A 15,149-nucleotide genomic window follows, 5' to 3' on the forward strand; every position below is an offset into this window, starting at 1 on the left:
CGGAGATCCATAAACCACGCTAATTAAGTTGGTGTCTATGGTAAGCCATTGCCTGGCGCGAACAAACAGAAAAATAATCCCGGGCGTATGAAAGGGGCAAATGCGTTTTCCGTTACGTTTTTCTTCCTGCCGCGACGGTCTGCAATAATGCCATGCGATGCTATGATGGACAATATTGCTCCCGAGCGGGCATTTGGAAACTAAAGGAGTCATGGTGAACAATAACGATGCAGGAAAAAACCTCACTGCCTCCCAGGCGCTTGATAAACTCGATGAACTGTATGACGGCGCGGTGACGGCGCTGCGCGAGGCCATCAAGGCCTATATCGCCCAGGGCCGATTACCCGACGCCCAGGCGCGCGCCGGGGGGGCGTTCAGCTATCCCGAACTGCGCGTCACCTGGGACGGCGTGACGCCCGGCAATCCTAAGGCCCGGGCCTTCGGCCGCTTTACCCATCCCGGCTGCTACAGCACCACCATTACCCGTCCCGCGCTGTTTCGTCGCTATCTGGCGGAGCAACTGGCGCTGCTGGCGGGGGAATATGCCGCCACCATCGATGTGGTGCCGTCGCGGCTGGAAATTCCCTTTCCGTATGTTATCGACGGATCGGACCTGGCCCTGGACCGCTCGATGAGCGCCGGAATAGCGCAGCATTTCCCCACCACCGAGCTGGCGCAAATCGGCGATGAAACCGCCGATGGGCTGTTCACCTCCGGCAATGTCTATCCGCTGTCCCACTTCGACGCGCTGCGCACCGATTTTTCCCTGGCGCGCCTGCGGCACTATACCGGCACGCCGGTGGAGCATTTCCAGCCCTTTGTGCTGTTTACCAATTACACGCGTTATGTCGATGAGTTCGTGCGCTGGGGCTGCAGCCAGATTGCCGATCCGGACAGCCCCTACGAGGCGCTGTCCTGCGCCGGCGGCACCTTTGTCACCGCCGATACGGCCAACCCCGAGCAGGCGGTATCGGACCTGGCCTGGAAAAACCATCAAATGCCGGCGTATCATCTGATCTCGCGCCAGGGCCGGGGGATTACGCTTGTCAATATCGGCGTCGGCCCGTCCAACGCCAAAACCATCTGCGATCACCTGGCGGTGCTACGCCCGCATGCCTGGCTGATGATCGGCCACTGCGGCGGCCTGCGCGAAAGCCAGACCATCGGCGATTACGTCTTGGCCCACGCGTACCTGCGCGACGATCATGTGCTGGACGCGGTGCTGCCCCCCGATATTCCCATCCCCAGCATCGCCGAAGTGCAGCGCGCGCTCTACGACGCCACCAAGATGGTCAGCGGCATGCCGGGCGAAGAAGTGAAGCAGCGTTTGCGCACCGGCACGGTGGTGACTACCGATGACCGCAACTGGGAACTGCGCTATTCCGCCTCGGCGCTGCGCTTTAATCTCAGCCGGGCGGTCGCGGTGGATATGGAAAGCGCCACCATCGCCGCCCAGGGCTATCGCTTCCGGGTGCCCTACGGCACCTTACTGTGCGTGTCCGACAAACCCCTGCACGGCGAAATCAAGCTGCCGGGGCAGGCGAACCGCTTCTATGAGGGCGCCATATCCGAGCATCTGCAAATCGGCATTTGCGCCATCGAACAGCTGCGCGCCGAGGGCGATCGCCTGCACTCACGCAAGCTGCGCACCTTTAACGAACCGCCGTTTCGCTAGTAGTGACGGTGTAACAATCACCCCGCCGAGCGCCCCACCTCGCCCGCCGCTTAAGTGACATTGTCACACACGCCGCGGTGGGCGCTTTTCCGGCGTCCGGCATGCCGGACGCAACAATTTCGCGTTCGCCGGCGGATACCTTTATACTGCCGGCCATACACCTTGGAGCGCGGGAAAAATCCGGTAATGATGAACAACGATGTGCTGCGCAGCGTGCGCTATATGCTGAACCTGCATAATGACCACTTATTGGCCATTCTGGCCCTGGCGGACACAGTGATTACGCCGCAGGAAATCGCGGCGTTTGTGAAAAAAGAAGACGAACCGGGCTACCTGCCCTGTCCGGATGTGGTGATGGGGTATTTTCTCCATGGCCTGATTATCCATAAACGCGGCAAGGACGACAGCCGGCCGGCGCCGAAAATTGAACGTAAAATCAATAATAATATTATCCTGAAAAAGCTGCGCGTCGCCTTTGCGCTGAAGACCGACGATATCCGGGATATCCTGCAGTCACAGGATTTCAAGGTCTCCCAGCCGGAGCTGACCGCCATGCTGCGCGCGCCGGATCATAAAAATTTCCGTTTGTGCGGCGACCAGTTCCTGCGCTATTTCCTAAAAGGACTGGCCGCCCGGCTGCGTAAAAGCGGAGCGGCCGCGCCGGGCGCCGGCACCTAGCGGCAACGCTGCCTGCCGGACCCTTGACGGCGGCGTTGCCGCAGCGCCACGCCACCGGCGCTAGGCTTTTTTACCCGGCAGGATGCCGTCGAAGATTTGATGCGCCGTATCGGCAATCACCTGCCCCGCGCCGCGATCGCCCTTTGCCAGCGAGGACATAAAGGCCTTGGCCTGCTGCCAGGTGATATGCGGCGGCAGCGGCGCCACCTCGGGGTCGGTTTTCACTTCCAGCACCACCGGCCGGTCGGCGGCCAGTGCCGCCGCCCAGGCCGGCGCCAGGGCGTCGGGATCGTCGACATACAGGCCTTTCAGTCCCAGCGACTCGGCGAACTGCGCATAACCGACGTTGGGCACCGACTGCGTGGCCGGATAGCGTGGATTGCCCTCCATCACCCGTTGTTCCCAGGTCACCTGGTTTAAATCCTCATTATTGAAGACGCAAATCACCAGCCGGGGATCCTGCCAGCCCTGCCAATATTTCTGGATGGTAATCAGCTCGGCCATATTGTTCATCTGCATCGCGCCATCCCCGATCAGGGCCACCACCGGTCGCGCCGGATGGGCGAATTTCGCCGCGATGGCATAAGGCACCGCGGCGCCCATGCAGGCAAGGCCCCCGGACAGCGAGGAGCGCTGTCCCTGCTTGACCCGATAATCGCGGGCATACCAGTTGGCGCAGGAGCCCGAGTCGGAGGTGACGATGGCGTTATCGGGTAATAAAGGCGACATTTCCCACACCACGCGCTGGGGATTGACGGGGTTAGCCTTGGCCATGGCGCGTTCTTCCAGGGTCTGCCACCATTGTTTGATATTACGGGCAATATCTTCCTGCCAGCCGCGATCCGCTTTGTGCGTCAATAGCGGCAGCAGGGCGTGCAACGTTTCCACCGCATCGCCGTGCAGGTTTACCTCCACGGGATAACGCAGCCCAAGCATGGACGGGTCGATATCAATTTGCACCGCGCGCGCCTGGCCGTCACCGGGCAGGAACTCCGCCCAGGGGAAACCGGTGCCTATCATCAGCAGCGTATCGCACTGCTGCATCATATCCCATGACGGTTTGGTGCCAAGCAGCCCAATCGCGCCGGTGACGAAGGGCGCATCGTCCGGCAGCACGTCCTTGCCGAGCAGGGCTTTCGCCACCCCGGCGCCCAGAAGATTAGCGGCCTGTACCACCTCCACGGCGGCGGCGCGCGCGCCGGCGCCAATCAGGATCGCCACTTTTTTGCCCGCGTTCAGCACGTCGGCCGCGCGCTGTAAATCAGCCGGATAAGGCACGACGCGCGGGCGCTGGTAGCCGGGGCCGGAACGGGTAAAACCGTGCGCCTGCCGCGGCTCCTGCCAGGGTTCGTCCTGCACGTCTTTCGGTAAAATCAGCACCGTAACACCACTCTGGGCCACGGCGATGCGTACGCCGCGATCGACCAGGTGGCGCAGCTGCGCGGGAGTCGCGGCTTCCTGCACAAAATTGCCCACATCGGCAAAAACACGATCGAGGTTCAGCTCCTGCTGATAATTTGCACCCCGGGCGGTGGCTTCCGCCTGGCCGGAAATGGCCAGCACCGGCATATGATCCATTTTGGCGTCGTACAGCCCGGTAAGCAGATGGGTGGCGCCGGGGCCGCCGGTGGACAGGCAGACGCCAAGCTCTCCGGTAAACTTGGCATGGGCGCAGGCCATAAAGGCGGCCATCTCCTCATGGCGCACCTGGATAAATTCGATGCCCCGGCCGTTTTTCCCGGCGCGCTGCAATGCGCCGAGCACACCGTTGATACCGTCGCCAGGGTAGCCATAAATACGCGTCACGCCCCATGCCTGCAGGCGTTCGACAAAAAAATCGCTGGTTAACTGGGTCATCATAATCCTCGCGTTCAGAATGTGCCGCTGAACTGTTAAGGATAGACGACCCTGCCGTGAGTGATTAAGCGCCGCTGTTTTTCCTAACCGTCGTGGCGGTCATTTTTATCCAGCGATGCGCCCCGCTCCAGGCTCTTAATCAAATCAATCCGCCGTTGATGGCGCCCGCCCTCAAATTCCGCCGCCAGCCATTGCCCGACGATCATCTTCGCCAGCTCGCTGCCAACGACACGCGAGCCGAAAGCCAGGATATTGGTATTGTTATGTTCACGCGACAGTTTGGCGGAATACGGTTCGCTGCATGCCACCGCGCGGATGCCGTCGATTTTATTCGCCGCGATGGAAATGCCGATGCCCGTGCCGCAGATCAGGATGCCCAGGTCCGCCTCGTTTGACAGCACGGCGCCGGCGACCCGTTCGGCATATAAGGGGTAATCGGTGCGATCGGAGGAATGCGTTCCTTTATCAATCACTTCAATCGATGCCGATTGCAGGAATTCAATGATATCCGGCTTGAGAATCAGCCCGACGTGATCACAGCCAATCGCTATTTTCATTTTTCGCCTCTGGGTTAAAACGATGTTCGCGGCCGCGCTGCGCTGGAGGAAGGCACAGCCGGAAAACTTTACAAAAATTGTAATTTATGTGATATTTTTATTTTGTGAGAACAGTCAAATAAGCAATATAATTATTATATTCATATAAATCAGCCATTTTAAAAACATCCCTTGGCGACACCGTTATCATTCTTTTCAAAATAAACTATTCCGTGAATTTAACCCGTCATTTTTCCCAGCGTTGCCTCCGGGATAAGTTTAGGTTATTACCGGCGCGCGGTTTTTTACGGCTATGGTTAAGGGGAATGCATAGTGGCTCATCCGGAGGGAGGTAAGAATGAAAATAGCCGTTATCGGTGGCGGAGTGATCGGGATGTCATGCGCGCTGCACCTGGCGCGCGCCGGGATGCAGGTCAGCTTATTGACGGAAAAAAAGCTGGCTTCCGGCGCTTCGGGCCGTTCACTTTCCTGGTTAAACGCCGCGGGCCCCTGGCCTGACCATTATTACCGGCTCAGGATGGCGGGCATCGATCGCTACCGCACCCTGTACCGCAGCAATCCCGCGGTAGACTGGCTAAAATTCGATGGCGGGATATTCTGGTCTGATGAAGATGAAGTGCTGGCATGGCATGCGATTGAGCAACGGCGCGGCTATGATTCCGTGCTTATTCAGGCTGATGATCTTAACCGGCTCGATGCCGCCATCGTCCCCGGCGCGGTCAAAACCCATGGCATTTATAATGCCGGGGAAGGCTGGGTCAGCCTGCCCGATCTGATTGCCCATATGGCGGCGGAATTTAGCGAACGTGGTGGCGCCATTATCGAAGATGCGGGCAAAACCGTGCCGCTGATCGATGCGCGGGGGGTGGCAAACGGCGTCACCTCAGCGCGCAAAGGCGACTATGCGTGCGACAAAGTCTTGCTGGCCTGCGGCCCCGCCACCGTCCAGGTGTTGGCCGGTATGGGCATCTCTCTGCCGGATGGGTCGGTGTTATCGATGCTTGCCATTACCCAGCCTGCGGACAGTCGCCCCGCCGTGGTGCTGAATACCCCCAGGGTGGCCATGCGGCCCAATCCCGGCAATACGCTGGCGGTGGAACACGGCTGGTGTACCGATGATATCAAAGAAGATGAGCATGGGGTTTGCACCGTGCCGGACGATGTCCTGCAACAGCTGTTAGCCGAGGGTGATCACGTGCTGAATACCGATTCACCGCTTAAGCTTGCCGGTTATAAAGCCGGCTGGAAACCTGTTCCCGCCGATGGTTTCCCGGTACTCGGCGAGCTTGAGCAAGCCCCGGGGTGCTATGTCGCCTTTACCCATTCAGGCGCCACGCTGGCATTGATTATCGGCGAACTGCTCGGCCGGGAAATCGCCACCGGTGAATTGCACCCTATGCTGGCGCCGTTCCGGCCCGGCAGATTCCAGTCCCCGTAGCCCTTGCTGGCCCTGACGCTGAGCTGAAATGATAAAGCAGGCCGCCGTGTTTGTCGCCTATCGACATCGCCGGCGCTTGCTGCCTGGTGGGCCGTCCTGTTGTTTCCGCTGCAGACGTTATGAGGAATAAGGCTATTAATCCCCGGTAGCCGGTCACGTCTGCAATCCATGCAAGAGACGATTAATTTTGTGATGCCATGCTGATTTTCACTTTCGCATACTTGTATGGTAGTGCTGGCGCACGTAATTTAAGCTTTACAGGCAACTGTCAGGCCATGCCTTGGAAACCGATTCATTGTTAACAGGAGATGCTATGCCACTGGTGACATTTGACGAAATGAAACACACCGTTAAACAGGCGTTCCTGAATGCCGGTTTAAATGAAGTACAGGCGGATACCTGCGCTCAGGTTCATACGCAAGCCAGCTGTGACGGTATTTTTTCGCATGGCCTTAACCGCGTCGCGCGTTTTATCGATTATGTCAACAAGGGGTGGGTTGATATCCACGCCGCGCCTGAAAAAGTCAAATCCCTCGGCAGTATCGAAATTTACGACGGACAGCGCGGTATCGGCATCACCAACGCCCTGTTTGCGGTTGAACGAGCGATGGCGCTGGCCGCCGAGCATGGCGCCGGCATTGTGGGCCTACGCAACACGACGCACTGGATGCGCGGCGGCACCTATGGCTGGAAAGCCGCTGAGAATGGGTATGCGGCAATGTGCTGGACCAATACCGAATCCTGCATGCCCGCGTGGGGGGCGAAAAAACCACGTCTCGGCAATAATCCCTTCGTCATGGCGGTGCCGATGAAAGAAGGCGCCCTGGTCCTTGATATGGCGATGTCGCAGTATTCCTATGGCAAGCTGCAGGTGACGCGCCTGAAAGGGGAAAAACTGCCTTTTCCGGGGGGATTTGATAAAGACGGCAATCTCACCGATGAACCGGGGCCGGTGGAAGAGTCGATGCGTATTCTGCCCACCGGTTACTGGAAAGGCTCCGGCATGGCGGTGCTGCTGGACACGATGGCGGCTTTCCTGACGGCGGGCGCGCCAACCAATGAGATCGATAACATTCAGCAAGGGAGTTGCACCGGCGCGAGCCAGGTCTTTATGGTATTTGATCCCACCCATTTCGGCGGCAAAGAATTCAGCGAAAATATGGCTGCAAGCGTCGCCCAGTATGTCAAGACGTCGGAACCGGCGGAAAATCAGCGTGAGGTGTTCTTTCCAGGGGAAACGTCGATGAAAAACCGGGCGTATTTCACCGCCAACGGCATCCCCGCGGATGACAGCGTATGGGCTGAGGTGCAGCAACTGGCGCAACGGTAACCGCCATGATTGCGGGTCATATTACGCCGTTAAAAAATCCGGCGTTGCGCTACCGTCCGCGGTCGACGAGAGGCTGGACATGAGCAGCGCCAAGGACAACCAGCCGCTTATAAAATGATTAATTATCAGTATATTTATTTTTTAGTAAATCACTGTAGAGGGTGAAATTTTCCGGGTCAAAACACACGAGATGAATAGCTTCGATCACCGGATAAGTATCTAACCAGGCGGCGATAGCCTCTAACGAAATCTCAGCGGCTAACCGCTTGGGGAAGTGATAGACGCCGGTGCTGATATTGGGGAATGAAACGGTTTTGATCGGGTATTGTTCGATAAGTGCAAAACAGCTCAGGTAGGTATGTTTCAATAATTCCGCTTCCTGGTGTTTACCATCGCTCCAGTGTGGGCCAACCGCGTGGATCACATAGGTTGCCGGCAGATTACCCGCGCCGGTAATCACGGCGCAGCCGGTCTTACAACCGCCCTGCCGGTTTCTGATGTCACGACATTCGTCCAGGATCGCGGGCCCGCCGGCGCGGTGTATGGCGCCATCCACGCCGCCACCGCCGAGCAGGGAAGAATTGGCGGCGTTAACAATGGCGTCCGCGGGGATTGTGGTGATATCGCCTTGCAACAGGTGAATTTTATTTATCATGGTTTGGAATCCTTACAATAGCGCCGGCGGCTTATTTCGCCCAAGCCAATAGCCTGCACGTCCTTAACTACGCTGCTATTTTAACTCATTCCGACGGGATCCCGGCTTTTCATGCGCATAACCGCCATAACACTGCGGCAGGCGCGCGCCCTACCCGCCGGAATGGGCGGGCATCGTCGGCATGGCGCCCGGTCTGGTGCAGACATATGCCGCCACTGTGTTGGCCGCCTGGTTAATGTCCGCCAGCGGCGCGCCGCGCAGCGCCATGACGGCGGCAACGGCGGTAAAGGCATCGCCGGCGCCGACCGTGTCCACCGGCGTGACTTTCAGGCCGGGATGACGGTGGCTGTCATCGCCGCGCAGCAGCAGGCTGCCCTTATCGCCGCGGGTATATATCAGCATCTCGAGCTGTTCATGGCGCCGCAAATGCTGATAGAACCCCTCGGGGTCGCGCGGCAGGCCGAACAAGGCGGCAATGACCGGCAGTTCCTCGTCATTAAGTTTTAGCAGGTGGGCGTGACGCAGGCAAAAACCGAGGGTGGGCGGCTGGTAATGGCCGGCGCGCAGGTTGATGTCCACCAGGATTTTCGCCTGTGGCGACAGCAGCCCCAGCAACTGGCGCAGCAGCCGCTGGTTGGGGCCGTAGCGCTGCACCAGGCTGCCGAAATACAATACATCCGCGGTGCGCAGATGGTTGAAGAGCGTGACGTCCGATTGGATATCGTCCCAGGCCACCGGGCCGATAATGTCGTAGTGCGGCACGCCGCGCCTGTCCAGCGTCACCTCCACCGTGCCGGTGGGATAACGGGCGCTGCGCTGTATATGGCCGGGAACGCCGCGCGCCGCCAGTTCGCTCACCAGCGCATCGCCCGCCTTGTCCCGCCCCACGGCGGAAATCAGCCGGGCGTCGGCGCCTGCCTGTGTGGCGTGATAGACAAAGTTTCCCGCGGCGCCGCCGATTTCGCGGCCGCCGGGAAAACAATCCCACAGCAATTCTCCCAGGGCGATTATTTTCATGTTCTGTTCCGTTGCGGTTGTCAATCCATAGCGAATTTTCACCTAAGCATAGCCGCTGAAGCCGGTCGGTTAGGCGATGTGCCTCGCAAACTGATAACTTTCCGCAACATGATGGCAACAAAACCGTTTACGATCGCCGGCGCGCCCCTGCCCATCCGGGCCGGTAATTTTAACCATCATGGCGCGATGCCATGCCGTAAAGGGGAATGGTGGTTCCGGGGGCGGGCGACATTGCCGCGGCGGGGGTGTCGTTTGCGGTTTGCGGGGTGGCTTATGTTGCCTCGGGGAAGGTTTCGCTTGAGGGCTTTGGCTTGTGGTAGGGTTTATGTTGCCACGGTGAAGGTTTCGCTTGCAGGGCTTTGGCTTGTGTTAGGGTTTATGTTGCCACGGTGAAGGTTTCGCTTGAGGGCTTTGGCTTGTGGTAGGGTTTATGCTGCCACGGTGAAGGTTTCGCTTGCCGTGCTTTGGCTTGGGGTAGGGTTTATGTTACCACGGTGAAGGTTTCGCTTGCCGTGCTTTGGCTTGGGATAGGGTTTATGTTGCCACGGTGAAGGTTTCGCTTGCCGTGCTTTGGCTTGGGATAGGGTTTATGTTGCCACGGTGAAGGTTTCGCTTGCCGTGCTTTGGCTTGGGATAGGGTTTATGTTGCCACGGTGAAGGTTTCGCTTGCCGTGCTTTGGCTTGGGATAGGGTTTATGTTGTCACGGTGAAGGTTTCGCTTGCCGTGCGTGAGGTGTTCATATGTATTGCCGGGTGCCGGCAAGCGACAAAGAGGCCGTACCGCGACGGCCTCCTTGACCTCCGCGCGCCCGGCAGGTCGCGCGTCGCTGCGCGATGCCTTCCGCCGCCAATGCCCCCGTAATGCACCGGCCCGGTTAGCGCTCCCGGCGCAACCGGGCCTTTCGCCGCTCCCGGCGGCTCATGCCGGGGGCACAGGCGCCGTCAGCGCGCTTTATGCCGGGACATAGGTCGCGGTCAGCGATGTGATGTATAGGGCATCGGCGCCGCTGTGGGCTAAGTGGAGGACGAAAGTGACGAAGGTATAGTAGACAAAGAAGCGGCTAATCTTCGCGGGATGCAAAAGGCACAGCAACAGGCAAGTCATACATACCATTTTACATGCCGTCAGCATTCATATGGTAATGCAATGCAGACGGCATTCGCACAGCCAGCAGTCAGGAAGTCAGGAAGTCGGTATTTCATGCTGCCGGCAATTCATGCTGCCGGCAATTATAGTCATACCACCCTGTAGAGAGGCGTGAGGCATAAACGTGCGGCAGTGAGCAATAGCTGGCAGGCTGCGGGACTTATCCCAAATTGGCCAAATTAATAGCGCTGTTTTTCCCGGTGAGTGCATACCGCTAAGTACCTTACACCGCTGTTTTGCTCACAGGCGATGGTGTTGACGTGATGCCGGCATAGAGTGCGCCGGCGGCGCGCATCTTGGCTGGATGAGCCGCCGGGAGCGGCGAAAGCTAAGGGCCGCGCCGGGAGCGCGTCCCGTGCGGTCCAAAAGCCGGGATGGGTGATGCCGGGAACCGCGCAGCGGCGCACGATCTGCCGGACGCGCGGAGGTCAAGGAGGCCGTCGCGGTACGGCCTCATTGTCGCTTGCCGGCGCCCGGCAATACCTATGAACACCTCACGCATGGCAAGCGAAACCTTCCCCGAGGCAACATAAGCCTCCCCGCAAGCCGCGAGCGAAACCATCCCCACGACAATATAAGCCCCACGCAAGCCGCCGGCGCCCCCCGCCAAGTCAGCCGCTTTACATGTAAATGCGGGAGTCAATGCCTGGCCATTTGTTCCATGGCATGCTGCCCGCGCCGCAGCCCTAAAACAAAAATAATGGGGCCATGACCGGACAAAACCGTGGCCCGGCAAGACGGTTACTCAGGCAATGACGATATCGCCCTGCGGATAACAGCTGCACGCCAGGACATAGCCTGCGGCGATGTCCTGTTCGCTGAGCGTCATGGTGCTGGTGGTACGGTAGTCTCCCTGCGCGATATGGGTTTTGCAGCAGCCGCACACCCCGGCGCGGCAGGCGGCGTTTACCCTAATGCCGTTGGACTCCAGCGCCGCCAGCAGCGACACGCCCACCGGCGCGTCCACCGTTTGCAGGGGGCGGGGATGGGTGATCTTCAGCCGGGCTCCACCGCCCGCGCCTGCGTCGGCAGGCGACGTATGAAAACGCTCCTGCAGGAAGCGGCCTGCGCCCAGCGCCAGCGCGTCCGCCTCCTGCTGCGCCATCCAGGGCGCGGGGCCGCAGGCCATTACCGTGCGTGCGGCGATATCCGGCGCCAGTTCGCGCAGCGCGTCGCGCGCCAGCCGGCCGGGCAGGATATCTCCGGCGGCGCCCTGCTCGGCGAACACCGTCAGCCGCAGCCATTTCCCTAACGCCGTCCAGGTGGACGCGGCGATGATATCCCGCGGCGAACGGACGCAGTAGATAACCCGCACATCCGCTTGCGGGCGATTGGCCGCCAGCCAGCGGCACATGGATAGGATTGGGGTGACGCCACAGCCCGCCGCCAGGAACAGGTAGCGGTTATCGACATGCCGCAGGCAGCTGAAATCGCCCTGCGCCGCCGACAGCCACAGGTTATCGCCGGGCTTGACGTCCTGCGTCAGCCAGCCTGAACCCGCGCCGTCCGCCAGCCGGCGCACGGTCAGGGTGATAAACCGGCTGGCGCCGGGCGCGGAGGACAGCGTATAGGCGCGCACGTCCTCGCTATCGTTGATGGCGACCAGGGCGTACTGCCCCGGCTGGTAGGGATAAAAATCATGGTTTATCAGCGCCAGCGTCCAGACATCGGGCGTTTCCTGGATGATATGATGTACCTGCATGCGGTACGGGCACAGCGATGACGGCGTCGTCATGAAAGCCTCTCCTTATGTCCGGTTCAGGCGGCCAGGATAGTGTGCAGATCCTGGGTCGCGGTGGTAATCGAGCGCATGCCGAACTGCTCGTTAAGCACCGCCATCAGGTTTTCCGTCAGGAAACCGGGCGCCGTCGGTCCGGTATAGATATTCTTGACGCCCAGCGAAAGCAGGGTCAGCAGGATAACGATCGCCTTTTGCTCGAACCAGGACAGCACCAGGCTCAGCGGCAGATCGTTCACTCCGCAGCCCAGTTTTTCCGCCAGTTTTACCGCCAGCATAATGGCGGCGTAGGCGTCGTTGCACTGGCCGACGTCCAGCAGACGCGGCAGGCCCTCAAGGGTGCCGAAATCCAGTTTATTGAAGCGATACTTGCCGCAGGCCAGCGTCATGATCAGGCAGTCATCGGGAACGTCGCGCGCAAAATCGGTATAGTAGCTGCGCTCATCGCGGCTACCGTCGCATCCGCCGACCAGGAACACATGACGCAGTTTTTTGCGTGCCACCAGGTCGATAACGGTATCGGCCGCATCCAGCAGCGTCTGGCGGCCAAAGCCGACGGTAATCAGGTGTTCGATTTCATCATAGGGAAAGCCGGCCATCTGTTGGGCCTGGGCGATCACCGGGGCGAAATCCTCGCCGTCCAGATGTTTAACGCCCGGCCAGCCGACAATGCTGCGCGTCCAGATGCGGTCGTTATAGTGGCCGACGCTCGGATCGATAATACAATTGGACGTCATCACCACCGGCCCCGGGAAACGGGCGAATTCCGTTTGCTGGTTTTGCCACCCGCTGCCGTAATTGCCGGCCAGGTGGGCGAACTTTTTCAGTTCCGGGTAGCCGTGGGCGGGCAGCATTTCCCCGTGGGTGTAAATATTGATGCCCTGCCCCGCGGTTTGCTCCAGCAGCAGGCGCAAATCCTTCAGATCATGGCCTGAAATCAGGATGGCTTTACCCGCCACAGGCCGCACGTTAACGCGGGTGGGTACGGGGTTGCCGTAGGCCTGCGTCTCGCCGCGATCGAGAATGGCCATTACGGCAAAGTTCATTTTGCCGATCTGCATCGATTGCGCCAGCAGCTCGCCCATATCGGCCGGCCGGGTACCCAGCCACGCCATGATGTCATGATACTGGCGGTAAATATCCTCATCGTACTGGCCCAGCACATGGGCATGTTCCATATAGGCCGCCGCGCCTTTCAGCCCGTAGAGGCACAGCAAACGCAGGCCGTGAATATCCTCGCCTACCGCGTCCTTATCCGTATTCAGGGCGAAACGCTGCGCCTGCGCCTGCAAATCGGCAAGCGTCAGCGAGGGGCATTGCAGTTCCGCCAGCGGATGCCCGGGGTTAACCGTCGGTTCAACCCGCAGGCAGCGGGCTTTCAGCTCATCACGCAGCGCCAGGGTTTGCTGGATATAGGCCACGATGCGCGGCGAGTCGAAATTGACATTGGTCAGCGTGGAAAAAAAGGCGCGCGGCGCAAAACTGTCTATGCGATGGTCGATAATCCCCAGCCCGCGCGCGGCGACCGCCCAGGCGGACAGGCCCTGCAGCGCGGCCACCAGCAGATCCTGCAGATCCGAGGTTTCCGCCGTTTTGCCGCACATACCCTGGCTATAGGAGCAGCCGTTGCCGGCCGGGGTACGGATGGTTTGTTCACATTGCACACAAAACATGATCGCTTCCTTATATTATTCATTTTAAATGCATGTTTAAGGTTAAACGCGGAGGGACGGGAATGACAGGGCTTTTGCCGCTATCCACCACTTGTTTGATATAACGCAATATTTGGCGGCGCGGGAAAAAGACGATACGGCGCAGGGATGAAGCAACCGCTTGTTTTAACGGTAAATAAGATTATGGCAGCGTGTTTAGCCTTCGATATCGATCAGGGTGAACAGTTCTTCGATTTGCCCCCGCCGGCTTAATAAGTCCGCCAGGGTATAGCCGTCCAGCACGGCGTAAAAGGCATTGGTGGCCCGGGCCAGCACCCCCGGCAGGCCGCAAGCCGGCGCGACAACGCAGTTGGCGCAGTCGATAAGGGCGTCGCCTTTCTCCGTGTGGCGGATCAGCGCGCCGATATTGATATCCTGCGGCGCGCGGCCCAGCCGGATGCCGCCGTTGCGCCCGCGCAGGGTGTCGATATAACCCAGCCGGGCCAGATCCTGCACCACTTTCATCAGGTTATTATGCGAAATCGCGTATTGGCGCGAAATTTCGGCAATGGACGACAATTGGCCCTGATGGGCGCCAAGATAAATAATCACCCTGACGGCATAATCGGTATAACGCGTGAGTTTCATAACGGTACCTGCGATGTAATGGATAAAAGGGTATCACATCGGCACGCCGGATCGCCTCCTTTTATGCCCTGTCCCGTGAGCGGCGGTACAGTATCTCTTCCTCCCGCCCATCAGCTGTTACCCTTAGAGCAGGCGCAAACAAAACTGCTACAGGAGCTGACATGACCGCATTTCCCCGTAAAAGCGATTTCCCGGTCAGCCGGGCGCGATATTATCTGGAACCAGGGCCCATTGTCCTGATTACCTCCGCCTGGCAGGGCAAAACCAATATCATGACCCTGGGCTGGCACGTGGTGCTGGAATTCTCCCCCTCGCTGGTCGGCTGCATGATTTCCGGCGGCAATCATAGCTTTGACCTGATCCGCCAAAGCGGCGAGTGCGTGATCAACCTGCCCACCACCGCCCTGACCGATACCGTCGTGGGCATCGGCAATACCAGCGGGGCGGATATGGATAAATTCAGCCATTTCGGCCTGACGGCGGCGCCCGCGCGCCGGGTGAAGGCGCCGCTTATCCGCGAATGCCACGCGCATTTTGAATGCCGCCTGCATGACGACGCCATGGTGGACCGGTATCATTTTTTTATTTTCGAGATAGTCAAGGCGCACGCCGCGGCGACGCCAAAGCACCCGCAAACCTTGCACTATACCGGCGACGGCGTGTTTATGGTGGCCGGCAAGGTTATCAGCCGGCGCGGGCTGTTCCGTCCGGATATGTTATACCCCTGACGGCCGCCGGGGCGGGTGTACGCCATAAC

At 59.4% G+C, this 15,149-nt stretch carries 12 protein-coding genes; 5 read left to right on the top strand and 7 right to left on the bottom strand.

Going from position 1 to position 15,149, the window contains the following annotated elements; translation table 11 throughout:
- The first annotated feature begins 211 nt into the window (after positions 1-211).
- Together ABUK12_RS07245 and ABUK12_RS07250 are read left to right on the top strand one after the other, a co-directional pair.
- Positions 212-1,675 (top strand): AMP nucleosidase, encoded by a 1,464-nt coding sequence (locus ABUK12_RS07245; protein WP_410015646.1) that lies wholly within the window; start codon positions 212-214, stop codon positions 1,673-1,675.
- Between the two features lie 186 nt (positions 1,676-1,861).
- Positions 1,862-2,353, top strand: coding sequence for a DUF1456 family protein (locus tag ABUK12_RS07250; RefSeq protein ID WP_410015647.1), 492 nt, complete (start codon positions 1,862-1,864; stop codon positions 2,351-2,353).
- Between the two features lie 60 nt (positions 2,354-2,413).
- On the opposite strand, the gene ABUK12_RS07255 is transcribed toward ABUK12_RS07250, so the two are convergent.
- Positions 2,414-4,210 (bottom strand): thiamine pyrophosphate-requiring protein, encoded by a 1,797-nt coding sequence (locus ABUK12_RS07255; RefSeq protein ID WP_410016576.1) that lies wholly within the window; start codon positions 4,208-4,210, stop codon positions 2,414-2,416.
- 83 nt (positions 4,211-4,293) lie between these two features.
- Complete coding sequence (gene rpiB / locus ABUK12_RS07260; RefSeq protein WP_410015648.1) at positions 4,294-4,767, bottom strand: ribose 5-phosphate isomerase B; 474 nt, start codon at positions 4,765-4,767, stop codon at positions 4,294-4,296.
- 337 nt (positions 4,768-5,104) lie between these two features.
- On the opposite strand from rpiB, the gene ABUK12_RS07265 reads away from it, so the two are divergent.
- Both ABUK12_RS07265 and yiaK read left to right on the top strand, forming a co-directional pair.
- Complete coding sequence (locus ABUK12_RS07265) at positions 5,105-6,205, top strand: NAD(P)/FAD-dependent oxidoreductase (RefSeq protein WP_410015649.1); 1,101 nt, start codon at positions 5,105-5,107, stop codon at positions 6,203-6,205.
- 313 nt (positions 6,206-6,518) lie between these two features.
- On the top strand, positions 6,519-7,535 hold the full coding sequence (gene yiaK, locus ABUK12_RS07270; RefSeq protein WP_410015650.1) for a 3-dehydro-L-gulonate 2-dehydrogenase: 1,017 nt from the start codon (positions 6,519-6,521) through the stop codon (positions 7,533-7,535).
- Positions 7,536-7,653: 118 nt separating this feature from the next.
- Here the strand turns inward: yiaK and ABUK12_RS07275 are convergent, their stop codons facing one another.
- The 5 genes from ABUK12_RS07275 to ABUK12_RS07295 form a co-directional block, all read right to left on the bottom strand.
- Positions 7,654-8,190, bottom strand: coding sequence for a macro domain-containing protein (locus ABUK12_RS07275; RefSeq protein WP_410015651.1), 537 nt, complete (start codon positions 8,188-8,190; stop codon positions 7,654-7,656).
- 150 nt (positions 8,191-8,340) lie between these two features.
- Entirely contained in the window at positions 8,341-9,207 is an 867-nt protein-coding gene (locus tag ABUK12_RS07280; protein WP_410015652.1) for a carbohydrate kinase family protein, read from the bottom strand.
- Between the two features lie 1,892 nt (positions 9,208-11,099).
- The gene (gene hcr, locus ABUK12_RS07285) at positions 11,100-12,089 is read right to left on the bottom strand and encodes an NADH oxidoreductase (RefSeq protein ID WP_410015653.1); all 990 of its coding nucleotides are present in this window, start codon (positions 12,087-12,089) and stop codon (positions 11,100-11,102) included.
- Positions 12,090-12,112: 23 nt separating this feature from the next.
- Positions 12,113-13,765 carry a hydroxylamine reductase gene (gene hcp / locus ABUK12_RS07290; protein ID WP_410015654.1) on the bottom strand — a complete coding sequence of 551 codons (1,653 nt, stop codon included), beginning with the start codon at positions 13,763-13,765 and terminating at the stop codon, positions 12,113-12,115.
- A 195-nt stretch (positions 13,766-13,960) separates the two neighbouring features.
- The gene (locus tag ABUK12_RS07295) at positions 13,961-14,392 is read right to left on the bottom strand and encodes an Rrf2 family transcriptional regulator (RefSeq protein WP_410015655.1); all 432 of its coding nucleotides are present in this window, start codon (positions 14,390-14,392) and stop codon (positions 13,961-13,963) included.
- 161 nt (positions 14,393-14,553) lie between these two features.
- Here ABUK12_RS07295 and ABUK12_RS07300 point away from each other — a divergent pair, with 161 nt between their 5' ends.
- Entirely contained in the window at positions 14,554-15,120 is a 567-nt protein-coding gene (locus tag ABUK12_RS07300; protein ID WP_410015656.1) for a flavin reductase family protein, read from the top strand.
- The last annotated feature ends 29 nt before the right edge of the window (positions 15,121-15,149 follow it).

The organism is Sodalis sp. C49 (assembly GCF_046352915.1).
Taxonomy (GTDB): Bacteria; Pseudomonadota; Gammaproteobacteria; order Enterobacterales; family Enterobacteriaceae; genus Acerihabitans.